We start from the raw sequence: 24161 nt of genomic DNA, 5'->3' as shown, positions 1-24161 counted from the left end.
TTAAGATGCCTTCGTTGCAAGTGCCTCCGATGATCCGCTATGCGTGCTCACCGTCTTCAAGGATGGATCAATCATGTCGGGATGCAGAATGGCTTGGAACTGCTGGTCAGCGGAAAGCCGCCCGCTATCAAGGCCAACCACAGCATGCTCCACCCTGTATTCAGAAGCATCATGTGTAATTTTGATATAGTCAGGTTTAAACCCAATCATCCACTGTGTGCTTGCATTAACCCCTCGGTAAGGAATAATGCGTAACTTCCCTGCGTCCACTGCGCTGCTGCCGTCATCTTCGCTTTGCTGCAGCCCGTTTAAGACATCGCCCTCCTGCACGGCCGTAATCCACGAAGCAGGCAATATGCCGTCCCACAGCATGGCGTCCGTTATCATGACAGGAGCTCCAGATAGAGGCTCCTTCAAGCTGTTGCCCGTATCAATCAGCCCTTTGCAGGTGCAAACCTGTCCACCTATTCCAATCTCGACTTCCGCAAGGAAGGTGTTCATTTGCGATTGCTGCTTCTGCTGTCCCCAAGCAATGCGGTATAGACCATAGGCACAGCAAAGTCCTATGATAAGGAGTGCCGAGCCAAACTTCATCCGCTCGCTCACGCCCTCTGAAGCCGTGTTGCTAAATACGGACCATAGACTAGCATCCTGCAGCAAGTACTGTATTCCCATCGCTCCTCCGGCTATAACGAAGGCGCTAAAGTAAAAAGCTAACAAGTTACGAAAGAAATATCCAAATTGGTGAAATCCAAACGCCACCATCAGCATACATATAGATATAAGTACTTTTCCTCCAATGGTAAGCAAGAAAGGAACTGTGGGCAGAAAGAGGACGCCTGCATAGACGGTACCGATCAATGCAGCACCTGCTATGCGGAATCGCTCGGGACGAATACCTCGCAGCCTTGCCGTCATCCTAAGCAGTGTCCAATCCAAGACGATATTAAGACCTAGCACGAGGTCGGCATATATGACGGTCAATATTCTCCCTCCTTCTTCCACCGCCAGTTAATTGGTTGGAAATCGTTCTTGAATTAACTCTAGTATAAAGAGTGGCGAGGTACGAAGTCTGTCTAACGCTGGGCAAGGATTGCCACTTTTTTTGTCGTACACCGTCAAGGGAAGTCATGGCATTCATCATTGTAAGCACTTACATAAAGATAAAATGACGGGATAAGCGCTAGATTCGGGATAACAGCGGTACAAGCGGACAAGAAACGTAATGTCGTCAAATATCGAATAGAAAATAGCATTACAGCACAAAGGGCTGCCCTGTTGGACAGCCCTTTACGGTATTACTGAGTATATTCCTTTAATGCTTCGTGATCTTTTACGAGAAGCATTTTATTGCCTGACAGCGAGATGAGACCCTTTTTCTCAAAGTTGCTGAATTTGCGGCTGATCGTTTCCCGAGTGACGCCAACATAACTGGCCATTCCCTCACGGGTAATTGGCAGCTTGATGAGAACGCCCCCAGGATGCTTTTTGCCAAACTTCCTGCAAAACTCCAGAATCATATTCGCAATGCGAACATCCGGATCCTTGGTGGCCAAATTTTGAGCCAAGTTCTCGATATGCGCCATACGCTTTGTTACGGCCGTTAGAAGCTTAATCGCGATCCCTGGGTTATCATGCATCATTCGTTCCATTGATTCTTTCGTAAGCACGCAGATTTCCGTGTCTTCAATGGCATAGACGCTGAAATTATGCGTTTCATCCGGATTAAATATATGCAGTTCCCCAAAGAACTCTCCACTCGTCAATAGATAAAGAATCTGCTCCTTACCCTCCATCGTGAACTTGGATACCTTTACCTGGCCGCTGTTGACGATAAACATCTTATCGGACTTTTCGCCCTCGTTAAGAAGCATCTGTCCTTTATGATATCGAATATGTCTGGTCATACGGGAAATCTTCAAGATTTCTTCTTCTGACAACGATTGAAAAATAGGAACCTTGGATGGACAAAGCATTGTTTTACGACCATGATGGTTGCAATTAGACTCATTCATACATGTATCACCTTATTTAAAAATGTAAGATGCCTTCAATGATGATAACGAATATCAATGAGAATAGGATAGCACGGGGAAGCACCATACATTGTGTTTTGAAACACATCGTATAGGAATGACGATTCGTCTCCCCATGGCAATGGTCCATTCTTAATTTTCTTCAACTACTGCAAAATGATCTTTACCTTCTCCGCATACCGGACATACCCAATCCTCAGGCAGATCCTCGAATGCAGTGCCTGGCTCAATATCTTCATCCGGATCTCCGATCGCTGGGTTATAGATATAGCCGCATGGAATGCAAATATATTTTTTCATGATTGCTTCCTCCTAAAGAGTGATTTTTATTTGACAGTTGTACATTCTCTATCCTTAATGGCCCTCATGACCTCTTGAATGGTTAATTGATGAAGTGCTAGCCCTTCAACTGAAGCCTGGCTATCGATTGCAGCCTTATAGGGTTGAGCAGCAACGACTGATTCCAGTGAGATGACACCTACAATTTGATTATTCTTAATAAATAGGCGCGTGTATTTGCCAGTCTCATCTTCCTCAATCATGGTCATGTCGCATTGGGATTCGTCCACTACTCCCATTGTGAACATCGGCAGATCAAAAGCATTAAATACCGTTAGAGGAATTACTCTTTGATAGTCCCTTGCCTCTGTTGAGGCCATATTGTGGCCAGCAATCTTGCCTTGCTCCATCGCACAGTCCCACAAGCCATCAACGATACTTCTCCACTCGGTCACATCTCCGGCCGCATATATATCAGTTCCCGAGGTCTCCATTTGATCGTTGACCACGATTCCTCGATTGGTTTCTATTGCGATATCTAGAACCAAGTCTAGATTAGGAATAACACCGATAGCATAGGCGACACTATCGCACGGTATAACTTCGTTATTCACCATGATTCCCGTGACGGACTCTTCTCCAACGATTTGCTGAATGGATGCCTGCACATACACCTGTGCTCCCCATGCTTCTATCGTTTCTTTCAATCGACTGCTGACCCGTTCGTCCAACTGGCGAGCCATCAAACGCGGAGCGGCCTCAATGACGGTAACCTTCTTGCCTGCTTTAGCAAGTGACCAAGCCGTTTCTAATCCCTGAATACCTCCTCCAACGATAGCCACGTGCAGCTTATCCTCGATATACGCTTTGAATGCATCCGCTTCATGACGTTCTCGAATGCTGAATACTCCTTGCTTATCCGCTCCATTGATCGTTAACTTGCAGTTCTTAGCCCCTGTACAAATTAACAATTTATCATAATCAAGACGTTCGCCTGCAGCCGTTACAAGCGTGTGTTGTTCAATGTCGATTCGTTCTATTCTCGTGTTTGGGAATACTTGTATTCCCTGCTTGTCATACCATTTGCCTTTCTTTATGAGCACTTTTTCACTATGCAAATCAGCGAATAAGTCTTTCGAGAGCTTAATCCGGTTATAGGGCAGTCCTTGCTCAGCTCCATAAACCGCAATATGTCCATCGGGATCCAGATCACGGATCGCTTTAGCTGCGTGCACTGCTGCAACGCCTGTCCCGATAATGCAATAGTTCTTCTTCATCATTCTCCCCTTCTCTTCAAACGATTAGATCGCGCTTTGCAGCAGGTCGGTAATAAAAGCAGTTGCATGCTCAATCTTCTTTGTTTGCTCTCCTTTAGGCATAAAGCGAATGCGAACAGGGAATTCCACATGCGTCATACCCGTAGTCTTAATCACTTTGGAAGTGCTTTGTACGTTCATGTTGGTTTGCATGAGATAATCTTGGATCACTTCGATCGCTTCCCCGCTCCAGCCATACGAGCCGAAAGCTGCTGCAATTTTCCCATCCAGATCCATATCCTTCATGGCAATCAATAGATCTTCCAAGCCGCCTACCATATCTGCATATTTCGTCGAGCTGCCGATCAATACAGCATCAGCTGCTTGAATGCTTGCGATCATTTCTGCCTGTTCTGCTTTATCTGCATTGAATACTTGTGCCTCAACTTGATTTTCTTCAAAGATGCGCTTCATTTGTTCGGCTACTTTTTTCGTATTATTTTTAATTGTCGTATAGATAATAGTAACGCGCTTGTCTTCTACCGTATTGGCACTCAGCTTGTCATAAAGATCAATATACTTCTCAATATCCGTCCGTAAAATAAAGCCGTGAGAAGGAGCGATCATCTGCACATCCAGTTCTTCAAGTGCCTTCATCAGCGTGCGAACATAGCGGCGGTGTGGATGAATAATGGCATTGTAGTAGCCAATGAAATCTTCTGTAATATCGAAGCCCGCTTCATCCGCAAACAAAGACTCCGTTGCAACATGAGAGCTGAAGATATCACACGGGAACAGCATCTTATCCTCCATGCAGTACGTAATCATCGTTTCTGCCGTGTGCAGGTAAGGCGTTTCTTTGAATTTCAGTGTCTTGCCACCAATATCAAGCGTATCTCCATCCCTTACAACCAAGAAGTTGCGATGGTGCAGCTTATACATTTCTTTCAACTCATCGACAGCCATTTCCGTGCATACAATCGTCGCATTCGGTGCTCGGCCAGCCAGCGCAGCCAAACCACCAGAATGGTCAGGTTCTGTATGGTTAATCACGATATATTGAATCTCGCTTGGATCAATATGCGTGCTTAAGTACTCTACGAACTCACGACCGAATTCCAAATCAACGGTATCAATGACAGTTGGTTTAGAAGTGTGCAACAGGTAGGCATTGTACGTAGTTCCTTTAGCAAGAATCAAGCGGTGAAACGGCACTTCACGATCGTCAATCTTTCCTACCCAGTAGGTATTTTCAGCAAGCTTCACTTTATTCATCATCTATTCCTCCAAATGAAATGTGGATGTTTTTTGTCATGCACTTATCCTAATCGACATTTCAAAAACGAATCAGGATTTGAATCACAGTTTGTGAACTTTTTCTCTAAGGCGCAATAAAAAAGGGCTGCCTTACAGTCCTTGACTGTAAGACAACCCTTTTGGTTGTTCCTGTTACAGATGAAAATGTGCCACTATCAATCGTTAGAATGATTGCGAGGACGATTGCGCAAGAATGTCGGAATATCCAACTGATCCGAAGAAGGCTGGTTGCCAAACGGACGAAGTGTGGATGTATTGCTGCTGCGCATGTCGTTTGTCTCTGGTGCAGAAGTGGCTGCCGCAGATGGGCGACGCATTGGGTTCATCGAAGGCATAGGCTTGTTCTCAAAGCCTGTTGCGATAACCGTTACTTTGATATCGTCCTTCATGTTTTCCTCAATGATCGCACCGAAGATCATGTTCACTTCTGGATCAGAAGCTTCGGTAACAATCTCTGCTGCCTCGTTGACTTCGTACAAGGATAGATTCGTTCCACCCGTGATATTCATGATGACACCGCGAGCGCCATCGATTGAAGTCTCAAGCAACGGACTCATAATCGCTTTGCGAGCCGCTTCCGCTGCACGGTTCTCGCCATTTGCGATACCAATACCCATAAGGGCAGAGCCGCGCTCTGTCATGATCGTCTTCACGTCCGCGAAGTCAAGGTTGATGAGACCTGGTACAGCGATCAAGTCAGAGATGCCTTGAACCGCTTGACGAAGAACGTTGTCTGCTTCGCGGAATGCTTCAAGCATTGGCGTCTTCTTGTCTACGATCTCAAGCAAACGATCATTTGGGATTACAATGAGTGTATCCACTTTTTCTTTAAGTGCTTCAATTCCTTGCTCAGCGTGGCTTGAGCGCTTGCGTCCTTCAAAGGTGAATGGACGTGTTACAACACCCACGGTCAAAGCCCCGCATTCGCGAGCGATCTCGGCAATAACTGGAGCAGCACCTGTTCCAGTACCGCCTCCCATACCTGCGGTAACAAAGACCATGTCCGCGCCCTTCAGCGTGCTCATGATGAGGTCACGTGATTCTTCAGCCGCTTTTTTACCTACCTCCGGGTTTGCACCAGCACCCAACCCGCGAGTTAGCTTTTCACCAATTTGAAGCTTGTGCTCAGACTTCGCAAAATGAAGTGCTTGAGCATCCGTATTAACGGTAATAAAGTCAACGCCCTGAACGCCATTATCGATCATACGGTTAACAGCATTGCTTCCGCCGCCACCTACGCCGATTACTTTAATTTGGGCTAATGATTCCATTTCGAATTCGAATTCCAACATGAGTACTCCATCTCCCCTTCATTGTGCATGGATGGCATGAGGTCAATTTGTCCATTTTAAATAAATTCACTAAACATATTCTTGATTTTTTCTATGAAGCCTGGCTTGGTCGTAGTCTCCACAGGAGCTGCCTTACGTGGCGCGGATTTCTTATTGCTAGAACCTCCACGGGGGCGTACAGAACGTAGAACGTGATGCAGCACGCCAACCCCACTGACAAAGCCTGGGTCGCGAACGCCGATAAAATCAGGTACCGCGATTCGAACGGAGGTCTGAAGCTCCGCTTGCGCAGCATTCAGAACGCCTGGCATAGAAACTGTGCCACCTGACAATATATAACCACCAGGAAGCTCAGTGAAGCCAAGACGCTTCACCTCATTTTTAACCAGATGGAAGATTTCTTGAACACGAGGTTCAATAATATTCGCAAGGAACAGCTGATTGAATTCCTTCTCTACATTGCTGCCAATGCGTGTAACCTTAAACACAACATCCTCAGCAGCATCGTCGATCCATGCACAGCCGAACTTCAACTTAATCTTCTCTGCTTGATCTGACATCGTTCTAAGACCATAAGCGATGTCATTCGTAACAAAGTCGCCGCCAATTGGAAGCGTTGAAGTCGCTGCAAGTGTGCCATCTTGGAAGACAGAGATTGTCGTTGCACCTGCACCGATATCAACAAGTACAGAACCTACCATCTTCTCATCCTTCGAAAGAGCCAGTTGACCGCTAGCCATCGGAATAAGGATAAGATTCTTCACATAGAGGCCTGCCTTTTCAACACATCTCAACAGATTATGAATACCCGTCTTCGCACCAGTAACGATAGTCGCATCAACTTCCAAGCGTACGCCAATCATGCCGCGAGGATCATGGATATCATGAAGCCCGTCTACTACGTATTGCTTGGCTACCACGTCGATGATCTCACGTTCAGGTGGAAGTGCGATCACTTCAGCTGCCTTCAAAACTCTTACAATATCTTCTTCACCAATCTCACGATCTTCATTAGAAACGGCTACAACCCCGTGAGAGGATTGCAACCCGATATGATTACCTGTAATACCCACATAGACTTCTGATATTTCAATACCAACCATGCGTTCTGCATGCTCTACGGCATTACGAATAGACTGCACAGTTTGGTCAATATCTACAATCGCACCTTTGCGAATACCTTCTGATTCAGCAGATCCAACGCCGATAATTTGCAGTGTCCCGTTGTTAATCTCGCCGATTATAGCGCGCACTTTGGATGTACCGATGTCCAAACTCACAATGATGTCATTGCTGCTCAAGCCGTGGCACCTCCCATATATCTAATAAATTGGTATGTGTATCCCCGGATTCCTCTGTATGTATTCAACAAAGCTGAGTCATTCCCTCTTTTTTTTACAAATAATTTTGTTTCATGTCAACAATAGCTAACATTCGACATGATTGGTGGTGAAAATGCAAGATTTAGTAGGTTATGACTTGAAATACCATAAAACTTATTCTAGCATTTTTTACGTATAATGAGTAGAGTTTTTTTCCCCTCATTCCCCGTCATTTTCCTTTAGCAGGTTCGTATAAGAGATATAAGAGTCTGCTTGAAGCATCGTAATTCGACCTGGTTCCTGTGTCTCCACAATTCCGCTCAAATAAGCAATCTTATCAGGCAGCAAGGAGACTGTCGTAATCACTTCAAAGCCGGATCTCGTATAGATCTTCACACGATCGTTAAACGAATCGGATGGATCATACTTAATCTCGGAGATGTCGGCCAACAGGCCCTCAGGAATGGAAGCCAATGCAACAGAAAGCTGCTTCTTCACGGCTTCTGCATTCGCGTCTGTCCAGTTTGTTAATAAAGGTTTCTCCAATACAAGCTGCTTTTCCTGCTTAAGAATAACAGTTGAGCCATTTTCAAGACATGCCAGAACTTGTCCATCCGTCTGAAGCTCGTACGCTACTGTCCCAAATTCCTTCACATATATCGTGACCTTGCCTGGAAAATGCTTTTCCATCTGCACCGATTGGATAAATGGATACTTAGCCTGAATCGCTCCAGCAACCTCCTCCTGAGAGAAGAAGTATGGAGATCCCGTGGTTAGTCCGCTCGCTTCGCTTAGCTGCTTCTCACTTGCCATGGTGTTCCCAATAAATCGAAGATCTGTGATCTTGCTGATCGGAGAACGAAAGAACAATACGCCAAGCAATACGAGACATAACAAAACGATAATCCATATCACTCGTTTACTTTTGCGCTTCTTGGGCGGTTGTGTAGGCAGCGTTGGTATCGCTCTAACTTGCAATCGCTCCCATCCCTTCCCTTTTCGAGGATTAATGATATGCCTAATCCCCTCCGCTTGGAGGGGACGGATCAATGATGACATCTGTTCCATCTATTCATACCTTGCTCACCATTCCATAAACTATCTCTATGGAGGACTCGATGCTACCCATTCGCCAAATCAAGCTTAGGCACAGCAGTGTTACGCTTTATACGAGCCCCTAGTCGTGTAAACATATGCTCTATTCCGTCATAGCCGCGATCAATATGATGAACTTTCTCAACAACCGTGTGTCCATCCGCTGCCAAGCCCGCTATCACAAGCGCCGCTCCAGCGCGCAGGTCGGTTGCCTCAACGGTGGTGCCATACAGCTGGTTCACACCTCGCACATAAGCACTGCTTAGATCGACTCGAATGTCTGCACCCATACGCCCCAGCTCATCCACATGCTTAAATCGTCCTTCGAATATCGTCTCTTTCATCACGCTTACGCCATCCGAAAGAGCGAGAAGAACCATAAGCTGAGATTGAAGATCCGTCGGAAAAGCCGGATAAGGAGAAGTCACTACCCGCTCAACGGCTTTCGGTCTTCCAAAGCTGGTCACGTTAATTATACCATTACTGGTAGCGATCTGCACCCCAGCACGGCGCAGAATGTGAATGAGCGAGGTAAGATGCTCGGAATAGGCATTCGTAAGCGTGACAGCTCCTCTTGTGGCCGCAGCTGCGATCATGAAGGTGCCTGCGACAATTCGATCCGGAATAATCTCATATTTTGTCCCATGCAGGGCCTTCACACCATGAATCGTAATCGTATCGCTACCAGCTCCGCTTACATTAGCTCCCATTTGATTAAGGAAGTTCTGCAAGTCGATAATCTCCGGCTCGCGCGCGGCATTGGTTAGGACCGTTATCCCCTCTGCCAGCACGGCCGCCATCATAATATTTTCCGTCGCCCCAACGCTTGGGAAGTCAAGATGGATGTCCGCTCCGACAAGACGCTTTGTCTTGCAGGTCAATTGGCTGCCTGCATACTCAATCTCCGCTCCCAAAGCTTGCAGGCCTCGAAGATGCAAATCAATCTTGCGCTCACCGATTGCGCAGCCTCCCGGCTGATAAATATGCACTTCGTGGTATTTCGCGAGAAGAGGCCCCATTAAGAAGATCGAAGACCGCATCTGACGCATCAAATCCTCCGGGATATGCGATGTCCGAAGTCCTGAACTGTCCAGCACGACGGTATTCCCGTCATGTGTCGCTCGGCACCCAAGACCTCTTAAGATGTCCAACATGACCTCGATATCCAATAAATGAGGTACATTGTGAAGCTGCACTGCCCCATCCGCTAGGATGGCAGCCGCCATGATTGGCAGAGCGGCATTTTTTGCTCCATGGATCCGTATGGTTCCCGAAAGAGGCTTTCCACCTTCAATCACCAATTTATCCAATGTATCACCTCCGAGATTACCGCTCACCCACCACCATCACTTCAGGTATCAGCTCTATGCCGTAGGTCGTCTTTATTCTCTCTTGAATGCGCTTCATAAGGGTGAGCACATCATGCGCTGTTGCTTGCCCGGTGTTTACGATGAAATTGGCGTGCTGCGTGGAAACTTCGGCCCTGCCTGCTCTCATTCCTTTCAGGCCCGCTTCTTCAATCAAGCGAGCGGAATAATCTCCAGGAGGGTTGCGAAACACACTTCCTGCACAAGCAGAAGAAAAAGGCTGTGTGCGCAATCGTCTTTCTTTGTAGGAAGCGAGTACAGCGGCAATCTCTTTGCGATCTCCATGCTCCAAACGGAACCTCGCTTCTGCAACAATGCCTAATCGGCCGTGCAAAACGGAATGACGGTACGCATATTGCATATCATCCACGCGATAAGTCACCAATTCCCCTGTATCCAGTACAATATCAGCTGATTCAAATATGCGTGACACATCTGACCCGTGTGCTCCCGCATTCATGTATACGGCCCCGCCGACCGTTCCAGGAATGCCGCCAGCAAATTCAAGACCAGTCAAGCCTTCTTTGCCTGCTAGTACAGCTAGCTTGATGAATGAATAGGCGCCGCCTGCAACAAGGGAATCCCCCTCCCTGCAGGCGTAATCCAACCCTTCAGCCAAATGAATCACTACGCCTCGGACCCCTTTATCCATCACGAGTATGTTTGAGCCTCTCCCCATACACAGCCATGGAAGACGATACTCATAAAGAAGCTTGATCGTTTGAGCGAGAGCCTCTTTTCCCCGCGGCTCAACGAACAGTTCCGCAGGCCCGCCTATCTTCCATGTCGTGTACTTTGAGAGCGGCACATTCCACTCATAACGTCCTAATCGTAGCTCTTCATATTGTGCAGCAAACCGCTGAAGCATAGGATGACCTCCTTTTACTTCTTCAAAAAGCTGCCTATCCAGTCCAGTGCAAGGCATATGACCATTCGTCTAGGCTGTCTGTCAGTTCTATAGGGTGACAGTCACGATTATAGGGTATCTTATGACAACGCGGCACGTTGTGTGACACCCGCCCATCATCGATTGCTATTGCTATATATATCGGCTAAATGTTAACGAAAACAAAGCAAAACGGGCAAGTTTTACTCGCCCGTTAGTCTCTTCATCTCCGCTACAATGCGCATCGCAGAATCTGGTTGTCCGCAAGCTTTGGCGTTCCCGCTCATCTTCTTGCGCTTATCATCATGGAGCATCAATTGTTCGATTTCATGAAAAAGCTTCTCAGCAGTAAGCCTGCTCTCAAGAAGCATAACCGCAGCCCCAGCCTGCTCTAGCGATCTTGCATTGGCCTCCTGATGATTATTCGTCACATTCGGTGACGGAATAAGGATCGAAGGAATGCCGAGCGCTGTCAACTCTGCAAGGGAGGAAGCTCCCGCACGGCTGACGGCAACCGTTGTTGCAGCCAGCACCTCTGGCATATTGTTTACATAAGGCAGAACATGAAGATGATTGCGAAGACCTGAGTTCGATTGCAAAACGGCCTTTCTCGTATTTTCATAATACTGCTGACCCGTTATATACACAAAGTGCACGTCAGGCAGCTTTTTGAGAAATGGCACCATGCCAATCATCGCTTCGTTGACCACCTTCGCTCCTCGGCTTCCGCCAACTACGAGCACAAGCGGGCAATCCTGAGGAAGCCCAAGTGAAGCATAGCCTCGCTCTCGATTCGCCTCTACGACAGAGGTAGCGCGAGGGTTGCCTGTAAACAGCACATGCTTCGCTTGCGAGAAGTACGGCTTGGATTCCTCGAAGCTAAGTGCAACAGTACTTACATATCGGCTTAAAAACTTATTCGTTAAGCCTGGGATCGCATTCTGCTCATGAATGATCGTTGGAATACCAAGCTTTGCAGCCGCATAAACGACAGGTCCGCATACATAGCCGCCTGTGCCGATGACGATATCTGGCTTGACGGCTTACCCCGCGCAGGAAGCGCATGACGGTCTTTACATTTTCAAAAGATAGCTTGCGGCGAAAGCCCGTAATTTCAATAGACTCGAAAGGTAGCCCTTCTTCTCGAACCAGCTTGCTCTCTAGCCCCTTCTCTGTTCCGATATATAAAAAAGCGCTGCTGGGATCGCTCTTCTTGCACTCCCGTGCGATAGCCAGTGCAGGATAAATATGACCTCCTGTACCGCCTCCGCTTAGCACGACGCGCATTCTCTTCACCTCGCATAACGTGATATATTCAATAGTACGCCCAAAGCTGTCAGCATCAAGGTTAGAGATGAGCCTCCATAGCTGATAAGCGGCAGGGTTATTCCGGTGACAGGCATCATGCCAATGACCACTCCAACGTTAATGATGACTTGTACAGCCACAATCCCGACGATACCAGAAGCCAGCAAGCTTCCAAACGTATCTGGAGCGGTAATCGCAGCTCTCATTCCTCTCCACACGACAATCAGGAACAATAGGATGACGGTAACACAACCGATAAATCCAAGCTCCTCTGCCAGAATAGAGAAGATAAAGTCCGTCTGCGGCTCAGGGACATAGCTGTACTTCTGCCGGCTGGCACCAAGCCCTAGTCCCGTAAGTCCCCCAGGACCGATCGCATACAGCGACTGAATGATCTGATAGCCTGTACCAAGCGGATCCTGCCAAGGGTCCAAAAAGCCGGTAATCCGCTTCATCCTATAGGGTGCAGCGAGAATAAGTCCGACAAGTCCAACAACGCCAATCATGCCGAGGCCAGCCAGATGCTTAAGTCGAACACCAGCTACAAAGATAACGAGCAGCGAAGCTCCCATCATAACCGTGCCCGATCCCAAGTCAGGCTGCAGCATAATCAGTCCAAAAGCAAGTCCCATCACACCAAGTGCTGGCAGCAGCCCCTTCGTAAAGTTCGTAATCGGATGCTTCGATTCCGACAGCATGTACGAGAGGAACATGACCATGCCGAGCTTCATAAACTCAGAAGGCTGGATACCGAACGATCCAATGCCTAGCCAGCTTCTTGCCCCGCCGCGCACCACACCGATGCCCGGTATCAGTACGATAATTAACAGGACAAAGCAGACAACAAGCCCAATTTTAGCATAACGCTTCCATACGTGATAGTCTACATTCAGCGTGATGAACATCGCGATCAGTCCAAGTCCTGCAAATAGGAGCTGACGCTTCACAAAGTAGAAGGAATCGCCGTACTCCCGAAAGGCGAGTACAGCTCCCGCACTATACACCATAACCATACCGATCGCAAGCAGCGATACGACAGCAACGATTAGCCACAAATCGGGCGCAGTTTTTGCTTTGACCATTCGGTACACCTCGTCTGACAATGTAGAGGCTTGAACACCCCTCTACTTAAGACTATGCACCGCTTCTTTAAAAATGCGTCCGCGAGTCTCATAAGAAGGGAACATATCCCAGCTTGCGCATGCTGGAGACAATAATACGATATCTCCAGGCACGGCCATCTGCCGAGCCTCTTGAACGGCCTCTTCTATTGCACGTTCGGCATTATCTACATTGTCGACGATCTTCACATGGTTCAAACCTGCTTCTAACGCCACGCTCTCCAGAATATGACGTGTTTCGCCAAGGGCTACGAGCCCTTTTACACGTTCTTTGAAATAAGGAACAAATTCCTTGAAATCAAGACCGCGATCGAGTCCGCCTGCGATCAAAATAATATTGCCTGGGAAGGCATCCAAGGCCATCTGGGTTGCAATCGTGTTGGTCGCCTTCGAGTTATTGAAGAAACGTACGCCTTCCCAATTTCGCACATATTCTAAGCGATGCTCCACACCCTTGAACGACTTTAAGCTTGGTACAAGCTGCTCTGGCTCAGCACCAGAAGCTACTGCAATCGTGATGGCCGCAAGGGCGTTATCCACATTGAATCGGCCAGGCAGCCCAATCTCATGAACAGACAGTAGACGATGTATCCGTCCTGCTTCATCCTTGAACATGACATATGGCTCAGCATCCTTGCCAGAGGCATTAGCCTGCTCGGCTTGGTCAAACGTAGGCTCAAGATATGCGCCAACTTCGACAGCCTGCTTTGACGAGAACCACCATACGCTGGCATGAACCTCTGCTGACAATTGCCGGCATACGTCATCATCCGCATTGAACACCGCAATGTCATCCTTTGTCATATTGGCAAACAGCTTCGCCTTCGAAGATATGTAGTCTTCCATCGAGCCGTGGTAATCAAGATGGGTTTCTGCAATGTTCAATAAGCACGCCACATGCGGCTTGAATGCCTGCGTGCCTTTTAGTTGGAAGCTGCTAAGCTCCAAGACAACCTTTTGATGTTCTGAAAGTTCTGCTGCCACGCTGTTAAACGGTGTCCCGATGTTCCCGGCCACGATAGGCTCTAAACCCGCCGCCTCCAGCATTTGACCGACCCATGTCGTCGTCGTGGTCTTCCCGTTGCTTCCTGTAATTCCTGTGATTGGCGCTTTACACAAGTGGTAGCCTACTTCGATTTCGGTTACGACATCGATGCCTAAGCGAAGAGCCTCCACAATTGGCGGCGCACTGTAGGGGATGCCTGGATTTTTGACGACAAGCGCTGTATCTGGCGTGATCAGGTCATCCGGATGCCCCCCCAATACAACACAAATGCCCAAAGCTTCTAATTCAGAAGCCTCGGGGCATTGTTCACGGTCCTTTTTATCATTTACGATCACTTCAGCTCCACGCTCATGAAAACGTTTTGCCACATCAAATCCACTTCGAGCTAACCCTAGCACAACCACTCGTTTACCTTGATATGCATCTGGATGGTTCATTGATTACAACCCCTTGTTAATCCATAATCCGAGTGCGGCGAGCACAATAGCAACGGCCCAGAACGTAATGACAACACGCCACTCGGACCATCCGGACAATTCGAAATGGTGATGAATGGGGCTCATCTTGAATACTCGCTTTCCTCTAAGCTTAAAGGACACCACTTGAATAATAACAGACAGCATCTCCATTACGAATACGCCGCCGATAATAATGAATAAGAGCTCTGTCTTGGTTAAAATGGCAACTGCCGCGATCGCTCCGCCAATACCAAGCGATCCTGTGTCTCCCATGAATACCTTCGCGGGATGCACGTTGAAGACCAAGAAGCCAAGCGTTGCTCCGATCATTGCTGCACCGCATACCGCGGCTGCAATCTCAGAGGTTTGCAGGGCAATTAGTGTGAATGCTGCGAATGCAATAGCACTCGTGCCGGACAACAGACCGTCTAGACCGTCTGTAAAGTTTACGGCATTCGAGATCGCAAGCATCATCAGCACGACAAATACGTAGTAGAACCATCCAAGATCAAGTCCCCATGACGTGCCTGGAATGCCAACAAAGGTGCTATGACCCATCTTGGCAAGCAAAATGCAGACGACAGCAGCAAAGAACAATTGGCCAAACAGCTTTTGTCTTGCCGTCAGCCCTAGCGAGCGTCGAAACACAATTTTTATATAATCATCTAAAAATCCAACCAATCCAAATCCTAATGTCGCTACGACCAGCACGTAGAAATCCGTATCTCTAACCGAGAATTTTACGAACGCCAACGTAAATGCCAATAGGATAATGACTCCACCCATTGTAGGGGTCCCCTTCTTCTTGAGATGGGACTGTGGGCCATCATCACGTACCTGCTGTCCGAATTTCAACCGTCTTAACAACGGAATGCATAACGGGCCTAATATGACGGCTAGGATAAAAGATACACCGATTGTCATTAATATCAACTTGAAGTCCAAACCTCTACACCTCCCGTTACCGCAGACCGACTAGTGCTCCGTACTGATCCATGGCTCTACAATTTCTTCAAGCTTCATTCCTCGCGATGCCTTGAGAAGTACCGTATCCCCAGGCTTGACGATGTTCAGAAGATAGTCGCGTAATGCATTTTTATCATCAAAGCTGTGCACCGCTTCGGCTGGAAAATGCCCCTTCGCCCCCTTGGCAATGGCTGCACCCAGCTTGCCATACGTGATCAGCTCATCAACGGTGTCGGCGCTGATTCCGGCGCCTACCTCCTCATGAAGCTCCACCTCGCGCGGCCCCAGTTCAAGCATGTCGCCAAGGATCGCAATGCGGCTGCCTCCCTTTACCGAAGCAAGCACATCAAGCGCTGCTTTCATGGCTGTTGGACTAGCGTTATACGCGTCATTCAACAAGATCCAGCCATCCTTCGTCACCGTCTTCTCAATGCGCATGCCAGATATGCTGGCGGAAGACATCGCCGCGCTGATCATGGGTTCCGGTACACGGAACAATCGGCCTACCGCAAGCGCAGCAAGTGCGTTCAATACATTGTGCCTGCCTAATAGCGGTATCGAATAGAGGCTCGTGCCTATCGATGGTGAGGTCAGCGTAAATGACATGCCATCTTCGTGCTGCATGATGCCTTCAGGGCGATAATCGCAGTGAATGCCAAGTCCAAAAGTAATCACGCTCATGCTGGCAGGCTTCTCCGTCTGCTCCTCATTAAACACCTGTGCAAGCAGCGGCTCGTCGCCATGGCAGATCAATACGCCGTCCGGCTTAAGTCCGCTGATGATTTCCATCTTCGCTCTTGCAATTTCTTCTCTAGAACCGAGCTGCAGAAGATGGGCCTCGCCGACATTGGTAATGACCGCAACGTCTGGATGAACAAGCTTCGTGAGAAGCTCGATCTCGCCTCGGCTGCTCATGCCCATCTCGAGCACCGCGATATCGGTGTCCTTTGGCATGCGCAGCACCGTGAGCGGCAATCCAATATGATTATTAAAGTTGCCATCTGTCTTGTGAACTCGGAACGTCCGTGACAAGACGGATGCGATTAGATCCTTCGTCGTCGTCTTGCCGTTGCTGCCTGTTACGGCAACTACCTTTACAGGAAGCGTCCGAATATAGTTTGATGCCAGCAGCTGAAGTGCTTCAAGCGTATCCTCCACAAGGACAAGCGGCAGCGGCGCTTTTGGCAGTGGGTGATCCTTCTGCCAGAGTGCTGCGTGTGCACCATCTGCAATGGCTTGTTCGACATAGGTATGCCCGTCGAATCGTTCCCCTACAAGCGGGACAAACAGTCCGCCCTGTGCGATCTGACGCGAGTCCGTGCATACTCCCGTGATGAGTTGCTGCTCATCCTGAGCACGCAAGAGCTCGCCGCCGCACATCGATGCGATGCCTTGTAAATTGGTTTCAATCACAGATTCAATCCCCTTATCGCTTCTTCGGCAACCTTACGGTCGTCAAAATCATGGATTTCCTTACCAATAATTTGGTAGGTTTCATGGCCTTTCCCCGCAATCAATACTACATCCTGCGGGCTTGCCTTTTCAATAGCTTTTGTAATCGCCGATCGGCGGTCTACGATACATTCATACCGAGATTCTGGTACCTGGTGCTCCTTAAGACCAGCTTCAATGTCCTTCAAAATAAGTGCTGGATCCTCGGTTCTTGGATTATCGGAAGTAACAAACAAATAGTCTGCGTACTTCGCAGCAATTTGGCCCATGATCGGACGCTTCTTGCGGTCACGGTCGCCGCCACAGCCAAATACGCAATAAACCTGACCTACTGCGAACTCTTTCACCGTCTCAAGCACGTTCTCAAGTCCGTCTGGAGTATGCGCATAATCGACGATAACGGAGAACGGCTGGCCTGCCTGCACGGGCTCAACGCGGCCTGCTACACCAGGGACAGCTTCCAAGCTCTTCACGATATCTTCCAGCTTAATATTCTCGATAAGTCCTACTGCGATAGCAGCCAACGCATTATACACATTGAACTTGCCTACCATTTGGAGCTTCACTTCGGCTGACCCACGGAATGTGTCCAGCTTGAAGCTCGTTCCTTGCGACGTAATTTGGATATGAGAAGCACGCACGTGCGCTGTTTCGTGAAGACCATACATGATCGTTTCTGCAGTCGTCAGTCCTTTAAAGTACTCGCTTGCTGGATCATCTCCATTCAGCACGACATAAGAGCGATCTTCTTCCTTCTTTGAAAAGGTATTGCCAAGTCGAGAAAAGAACAAACCCTTCGCCTCACGGTAAGCTTCCATTGTACCATGATAATCCAAATGATCCTGCGTGAGATTCGTAAATACAGCTGTGCGGAAATGGCAGCCTTTCACGCGGCCTTGTTCCAAGGCATGAGACGAAACTTCCATGGCGCAGGCTTGAACGCCCTGATCCGCCATGCTTCTTAGCGACTGCTGCAGGTGCATCGCATCGGGTGTCGTTCCAGACATTGGGAACGTCTGATTCGCATAGCGCATCTCAATCGTTCCAATAACACCAGCAGATTGTCCCGCATCCATCAAGATGCGCTCGATAAGATGCGTCGTTGTTGTTTTGCCATTGGTGCCTGTTACTCCAATCAAGCGAAGCTCTTGGCTTGGATCGCCATAGAACTGCGTGCTCAGTACAGCAAGCGCATGGCGAGCATTGGAGACGATCAACTGCGGCACATCAAGCTCAAGCTCGCGTTCTACGACTAGCGCAGCAGCTCCTGCCTCCACAGCTTGAGGGGCATACTGATGGCCATCTTGCGCTGTGCCTGATATACAGAAGAACAAGTCTCCCTTTATGACATGGCGTGAATCATTACTTAAGCCTTGGATCACTGTTGAAGGGTCTCCCTTTAAAGACGCAGTGATGAGTAAGGATGTTGCTTCTGAGAGTGAAAACTGGTGCATCGTCTAATCCTCCGTCTCTTCTTGACCCATATAAATTCGGATCGTTGTTCCGCGTTCAACGCGGGTGCCCGGCTTTGGAGCTTGGTGAAGGACCGTTTGCCCTGAACCGGACTTCGCTAGCATAAAATTCATATTCATATCTTCGTAAATATCCGTAATGCTCTTGCCGACTAGATTCGGAACTGTCACCAGCGGTGTTTCCGTATAAAGATATTTGCGTTCTACCTGTTTATCGCGAGGCTCAACTCCAAGAATATGAAGCGAGTCCTCCATAATGCGCTTAACGATCGGTGCTGCAATCAATCCCCCGAATTGGATGCCCTGCGGGTCATCGACTGCCGTGTAGATGACGATCTGAGGATCGTCTGCAGGCGCAAATCCCACGAAGGACACGATATGCTCATTAGGTGAGTAGCGTCCGTTAATCACCTTCTGCGCCGTACCCGTCTTGCCGCCGACACGATATCCATCAATAAAGGCATTTTTACCCGAGCCCTCCGCCACAACGTGCTCCAGCGCATCTCTTACCTTGCTAGAAGTATCCTCTGAGACTACCTGACGCACAAGCTCTGGCTCAATCTCATCGACCACAAGCCCAGTGTCTGGATGAATAAAAGCTTTCGCAACATGAGGCTTGAACAGCTTGCCTCCATTGATGGCTGCCGAGACGGCTGCAATCTGCTGAATCGGTGTCACCGACACCCCTTGACCAAAAGCTGTTGTCGCAAGCTCTACAGGTCCTACCTTATCCAGCTTGAACAAGATCCCGCTTGCTTCACCGCTAAGATCAATGCCTGTCTTCTTTCCGAAGCCGAACTTCGTTATGTAATCGAAAAGAACTTCCTTCCCTAAGCGGTTCCCCAGCGCCACAAAGCCTGGATTGCAGGAATTCTGCACAACCTCTAGGAAGGTTTGGCTGCCATGACCGCCCTTTTTCCAGCAGCGAAGCCTTGCTCCTCCTACCTCAACAAACCCCGGATCGAAAAAATGCTCGTTGTACAAATTCACCTTGCCTTCTTCAAGAGCTGCTGCAAGCGTGATGATCTTAAAGGTGGAACCGGGCTCATAGGTCATCCAGATTGGCAAATTGCGGTTGTACACTTCCGATGGATAGTCATTGTAGCTGCCTGGGTCATAACCCGGACGACTTGCCATCGCAAGAATCTCACCCGTGTTCGGATCCATTGCAATGGATACGATCTGCTTAGGCTTTAGCTCAAGCATGGCTTGATCTAACTCCCGCTCCATAATTGTCTGTATATCCTTGTCAATCGTCAATTGTAAATTTAGACCATCTCGCGGTGGAGCATACTTCTCGGTGGAATTCGGCATCAAGTTGCCGCCTGCATCCGCTAGGAAGGATACGCTGCCGCCAACACCTGTCAAGGCCGCATTGTACTTGGCTTCAACGCCAGTGAGGCCCTTGTCTATTCCAGCAAAGCCAAGAATATGCGCGGCAAGCTTTTCGTTCGGATAGAATCGTTTGCTATCCTCCGCTACGACAATACCTGGCAAATTCAAGTCTCTGATCTTTGCAGCAAGATCCAGATCAATCTTTCTGCCGCCTGGCTTCAATGACACGATGAGCTCGCGCTTCGTAATGATTTTTTGCACAGCTTCTTTAGACATGCCAAGTAACGGTGCCAGCTGTTCAGCCGTCCGTTCCGGTTCTCTCACCTGTGCAGGCACGGCCATAACCGTAGGAGAGCTGACATTGTAAGCCAGCCGCTCTCCATTACGGTCTAGAATCTCTCCGCGCTTTGCTGTTACGGGTATGTTGCGGCGCCAGGAATTCTCGGCCTTCTCACTTAACTCCGCACCATTCCATAGTTGAACATAGACAAGTCTTACCATTAAAGAAATAAACCCAATCGCTATTAAAATAAATCCGATAAACAGTCGTTTACGTACTGTCACGCCAGATAACTTCACGTGTATTCCCCCTTGTCCGACAGTGGTTCATAACCAACCTATTCGGGACAACCCGGGGATAGAACAAGCTAAGGTATCTTCGGCTTTAATTTCACATAAACAACCTTCGTATTATTTTTCGTAGAGATCGCATATTCGGTGACATAGCCTTCTCCTTCAGCATTCACTTCCCATTGAAGCAGTGAGGCGAGTTCCATGACATCGCGCAAGGATTTGCCCGTTAGATTCGGCAGTGCAAGCTGCGACGGATCTTGAGTAAGCAGATACACGCGCTGGCCAACCGCAAGCTTCGTACCCGGCTCAGGGTACTGCCGCTTTACTTCATTGCCTTTTCCAACCGTCTCAAACACAATGCCCTTCTCAGCAAGCTTCTGCTTCGCTGCATCAGGTTTCAAGCCCTGCACATTAGGAGTTGTAGCGAGCGTAACGCTCTGAGCATCGCTTTTGTCCCCTTCTTCACTGCTGTTGTGCGAAGTCGGAACGCCCATATATCGCAGCGACTTGCTTACGATCTCTTTGAAGATTCCTGGAGCAACAAAGCCCCCACCTTCATAATAATCCTTCGGATCATCCACAACAACAAGAACTGCGATTCGAGGATCCTCTACAGGCGCGTAGCCAATAAAGGAAACGACGGCACGAGTTGAATCATACTCTCCTGTCTCATTGACCTTCAGGGCGGTACCGGTCTTGCCCGCTACCCGATATCCTTCAATGTAAGCTGCCTTACCTGTACCAATCTGCTGATCTGCTACAACCTGCTCAAGATACTCACTTACCTGCTTCGCTATATCAGGCTTCAACACCTCGCGTACGACCTCAGGTTCACGCACCTGAACATCGCCTGTCTGAGAATCCTCCACCTTCTTGACAATGTGAGGCACCATCAGCTTGCCGCCATTCGCAACAGCGGACACCGCCATAATCTGCTGAATAGGGGTGACCGTCAGCTGACCATGGCCGTAGGTTGCAGCCGCGATATCAGCCGGGTATTGGAAATGGATCTTCCCTGCATTCTCGCCCGGAAGCTCGATTCCTGTCTTTTCCCCAAAACCAAAGTTATCAATATACGATTTGAACTGGTCTTCTCTTAGCTTCTCAAAGCCCAGCTTGACAAAGGCAACGTTACTTGAACGCTTCAAGCCTTCCAGATAAGAAATTGTCCCCCAACCCACATGATTATGGTCCCGAATTCTTCTCCCACCGGCAACGATGCTTCCGGATTGATAGTACTCGTTCGGATCAAAGACACCTTCTTGCACAGACGCAGCCAAGGTTACGATCTTGAAGGTTGAACCCGGCTCATACGTTGACATGATCGCTGGGTTATAGAAGTTTCGAAGGTCATCAGCAGATTCCCAGTATTCATTCGGATCAAAGGTAGGCAGATTCGCCATTCCTAAAATATCGCCTGTCTTAGGGTCAGCTGCGAGAACCGTTATACTATAAGGGCTGTACCGCTCGTACACGCCTTTTATGGCCTCTTGAATATACTGCTGAATCGTCGAGTCGATCGTAAGATACAAGTTCTTGCCGTCCTGTGCAGGAGTATATACCTCTGAAGCCGACGGAAGTTTCGTTCCTTGACGATCTTTATCATACTGGATCGAGCCTGGCTTGCCCTCTAGCAAGGAGTTGAACTGCGACTCAATGCCGCCTACCGGTTTATTTTCCTTATTGATATAACCAAGCACATGAGCGGCAAGGTCATTTTTCGCATAGAAGCGCTTTGAATCCTTTAACAGATAAAGTCCTACATCATTCGTATTTGCCTTGTCCTTCAGATCGATCAAGAAGTCATTCAGCTCATCATAGGGCTCTTGATCAATTCCCCAGCCTTCCTTGCGAACTTCCCGATAGATATGATACTCCCCGTTATCCCGTTTCTTTCTCGCAAGGTCATACAAATCCGATTCAGGCTTGCCGAGAACCGCATGGAGCTTCTCAACAATGAGACGCTCCACATCAATGTGCTTCTCTGCAAGCTTCTCATTGGTGCGGAGCGTCTGAATGACCTTCGGGTTAAGAACCACATTATAGGCAGGAGCATCCATCGCCAGCACTTCACCATTTTTATCAAAGATGGTCCCACGCTTTGCTGGAATTTCCTGTTCTGTCGACCATGTGGATTGGGCAAGATCAAGCCAGAAGTCCTGATTCCAGATTTGGTACCAAAACAGCCGGCTGATAATCACAATAAAAAATAGAAGAAACAATCCACCAATAAATAAGGTTCTAAGTTTAATCCGTTTTACCATAAGCCAGCCTCATTAATCATTGATCTGTGTCTTGCGCACGCTCATCTCAGAAGGCTCTTCCAAATATACGAGTCCCTTGGATTTGGCGAAGGCTTCGATCCGACTCCAATCGCTTAGCTTTTCTACTTCCACCTTAAGCACTTCTGCTTCACTTTGAAGCTTTGCCGTCTCGTTCTTCATGGCTTCCATATCGCGGTTAAAGGTATAAATATTCGCATATCCTGCCACCAGAACCATCGCGATTAACGAACAAACCACGATTGTCAGTAGGTAGAGCAGCTTCTCCCTAATCGAGAGGCTCGCCTTTTTAACCACTTTCTTTTTGGTTTCCCTGTAGCGTACCGGTTCTTCTGGGCGACGCTCTGGTCTTACGGCAAGATTACCTCTAGTGTAAGCCATCCTTTAATCTCCTTTCGTATCCAGCTTCTCCGCAATTCGAAGCTTTGCTGAGCGTGAGCGAGGATTTGCTTCAATCTCTTCGTCACTTGGCAGTATAGGCTTTCGATTCACAAGACGAAGTACACCTTTGTTGCCACAGCCGCAAACAGGCAAGTCAGGAGGACATGTGCATTTTCCTACATAAGACTTGAATATTTGCTTGCAAATTCGGTCCTCTAGCGAATGGAAGGTGATAACCGCTGCCCTTCCACCTGGCTTCAAGCATCGAACAGCTGCATGAAGAGCATCTTCGAATGCGCCAAGTTCATCATTTACGGCAATTCTGAGCGCTTGAAAGCTGCGCTTCGCTGGATGTCCCCCAGTTCGTCTAGCAGCTGCAGGAATCCCTTTCTTCACAAGCTCTGCCAGCTGACCGGTCGTTTGAACAGGCTCTTGTGCGCGTGCCTCCACGATGACCTTGGCAATGCGTCTTGAGAATTTCTCCTCCCCATACTCGAACAGAATCTTCGCAATCTCAGATTCTGACCATTCATTTACAATATCGTAGGCACTCAGCAGCCCCTCTTGATCCATCCGCATATCAAGCGGTGCATCATGGTTGTAGCTGAACCCACGCTCCCCTTCATCCAATTGAGGCGATGACACGCCCAAATCAAACAAGATGCCATCTACCTGCGGTACGCCATCGACCATCGGCACCTGAGCTTCCTTCAAAGCCTCTTCTAGGGAGCCCAATCGTCCTGATCAAGGGCGATGAGCCTTCCCCCTGCTGATAGCTGCGAGGCAATAAGCTCGCTGTGTCCTGCTCCTCCCAATGTGCAGTCCACATAAATGCCATTCGGTTGAACGGCCAGTCCATCTACGGACTGTTCTCGTAGTACAGTTACATGATGAAACACTTTACATTCCCTCCTGCATTCCTAATCCTCTTCTTGGTATGCCACGAACAGCAGTGAT

General features: G+C 48.4%; 18 protein-coding genes and 2 pseudogenes. All 20 read right to left on the bottom strand.

Annotation, left to right across the window (positions count from 1 at the left end):
- Positions 1-984 carry a sigma-E processing peptidase SpoIIGA gene (gene spoIIGA, locus I2H74_RS07105; RefSeq protein ID WP_195572786.1) on the bottom strand — a complete coding sequence of 328 codons (984 nt, stop codon included), beginning with the start codon at positions 982-984 and terminating at the stop codon, positions 1-3.
- 314 nt (positions 985-1298) lie between these two features.
- Positions 1299-2015, bottom strand: coding sequence for a Crp/Fnr family transcriptional regulator (locus tag I2H74_RS07100; protein WP_195572784.1), 717 nt, complete (start codon positions 2013-2015; stop codon positions 1299-1301).
- 153 nt (positions 2016-2168) lie between these two features.
- On the bottom strand, positions 2169-2336 hold the full coding sequence (gene rd / locus I2H74_RS07095) for a rubredoxin (RefSeq protein WP_195572782.1): 168 nt from the start codon (positions 2334-2336) through the stop codon (positions 2169-2171).
- A 26-nt stretch (positions 2337-2362) separates the two neighbouring features.
- A complete protein-coding gene (locus I2H74_RS07090) occupies positions 2363-3592 on the bottom strand; it encodes an NAD(P)/FAD-dependent oxidoreductase (RefSeq protein WP_195573417.1) in 1230 nt (409 codons plus the stop codon).
- A gap of 24 nt (positions 3593-3616) precedes the next feature.
- Complete coding sequence (locus I2H74_RS07085) at positions 3617-4849, bottom strand: FprA family A-type flavoprotein (RefSeq protein WP_195572780.1); 1233 nt, start codon at positions 4847-4849, stop codon at positions 3617-3619.
- 194 nt (positions 4850-5043) lie between these two features.
- Positions 5044-6180: a cell division protein FtsZ gene (ftsZ, locus tag I2H74_RS07080; protein WP_195572778.1), complete on the bottom strand. Its 1137-nt coding sequence runs from the start codon at positions 6178-6180 to the stop codon at positions 5044-5046.
- Between the two features lie 56 nt (positions 6181-6236).
- A complete protein-coding gene (ftsA, locus tag I2H74_RS07075; protein ID WP_195572776.1) occupies positions 6237-7481 on the bottom strand; it encodes a cell division protein FtsA in 1245 nt (414 codons plus the stop codon).
- 240 nt (positions 7482-7721) lie between these two features.
- Entirely contained in the window at positions 7722-8561 is an 840-nt protein-coding gene (locus I2H74_RS07070; RefSeq protein ID WP_229106438.1) for a cell division protein FtsQ/DivIB, read from the bottom strand.
- Between the two features lie 62 nt (positions 8562-8623).
- Positions 8624-9907 (bottom strand): UDP-N-acetylglucosamine 1-carboxyvinyltransferase, encoded by a 1284-nt coding sequence (gene murA, locus I2H74_RS07065; protein WP_195572774.1) that lies wholly within the window; start codon positions 9905-9907, stop codon positions 8624-8626.
- Between the two features lie 16 nt (positions 9908-9923).
- On the bottom strand, positions 9924-10832 hold the full coding sequence (gene murB, locus I2H74_RS07060; protein WP_195572772.1) for a UDP-N-acetylmuramate dehydrogenase: 909 nt from the start codon (positions 10830-10832) through the stop codon (positions 9924-9926).
- Between the two features lie 221 nt (positions 10833-11053).
- Positions 11054-12137: pseudogene (gene murG, locus I2H74_RS07055) on the bottom strand (undecaprenyldiphospho-muramoylpentapeptide beta-N-acetylglucosaminyltransferase).
- Between the two features lie 5 nt (positions 12138-12142).
- Complete coding sequence (gene spoVE, locus I2H74_RS07050; protein ID WP_195572770.1) at positions 12143-13240, bottom strand: stage V sporulation protein E; 1098 nt, start codon at positions 13238-13240, stop codon at positions 12143-12145.
- Positions 13241-13282: 42 nt separating this feature from the next.
- Positions 13283-14722: a UDP-N-acetylmuramoyl-L-alanine--D-glutamate ligase gene (murD, locus tag I2H74_RS07045; RefSeq protein WP_195572768.1), complete on the bottom strand. Its 1440-nt coding sequence runs from the start codon at positions 14720-14722 to the stop codon at positions 13283-13285.
- A gap of 3 nt (positions 14723-14725) precedes the next feature.
- The gene (gene mraY, locus I2H74_RS07040; RefSeq protein WP_195572766.1) at positions 14726-15688 is read right to left on the bottom strand and encodes a phospho-N-acetylmuramoyl-pentapeptide-transferase; all 963 of its coding nucleotides are present in this window, start codon (positions 15686-15688) and stop codon (positions 14726-14728) included.
- A gap of 30 nt (positions 15689-15718) precedes the next feature.
- A complete protein-coding gene (locus tag I2H74_RS07035; protein ID WP_324254023.1) occupies positions 15719-17122 on the bottom strand; it encodes a UDP-N-acetylmuramoyl-tripeptide--D-alanyl-D-alanine ligase in 1404 nt (467 codons plus the stop codon).
- Complete coding sequence (locus tag I2H74_RS07030; RefSeq protein ID WP_195572764.1) at positions 17119-18615, bottom strand: UDP-N-acetylmuramoyl-L-alanyl-D-glutamate--2,6-diaminopimelate ligase; 1497 nt, start codon at positions 18613-18615, stop codon at positions 17119-17121. The genes I2H74_RS07035 and I2H74_RS07030 overlap by 4 nt, the downstream gene beginning before the upstream one ends.
- Before the next feature lie 3 nt (positions 18616-18618).
- Positions 18619-20547: a stage V sporulation protein D gene (locus I2H74_RS07025; RefSeq protein ID WP_195572762.1), complete on the bottom strand. Its 1929-nt coding sequence runs from the start codon at positions 20545-20547 to the stop codon at positions 18619-18621.
- Between the two features lie 68 nt (positions 20548-20615).
- Positions 20616-22805, bottom strand: a complete 2190-nt coding sequence (locus I2H74_RS07020; protein WP_195572761.1) for a penicillin-binding transpeptidase domain-containing protein — start codon at positions 22803-22805, stop codon at positions 20616-20618.
- Between the two features lie 12 nt (positions 22806-22817).
- Positions 22818-23204, bottom strand: a complete 387-nt coding sequence (gene ftsL, locus I2H74_RS07015) for a cell division protein FtsL (RefSeq protein ID WP_195572760.1) — start codon at positions 23202-23204, stop codon at positions 22818-22820.
- Between the two features lie 3 nt (positions 23205-23207).
- Positions 23208-24103: pseudogene (gene rsmH, locus I2H74_RS07010) on the bottom strand (16S rRNA (cytosine(1402)-N(4))-methyltransferase RsmH).
- Positions 24104-24161 lie beyond the last annotated feature (58 nt).

The organism is Paenibacillus sp. 1001270B_150601_E10, from assembly GCF_015558675.1.
In the GTDB taxonomy this organism is placed as follows: Bacteria; Bacillota; Bacilli; order Paenibacillales; family Paenibacillaceae; genus Paenibacillus_B.
Note: the sequence above shows the minus strand (reverse complement) of the source record. Positions and strands in the feature narration are given on the sequence as shown.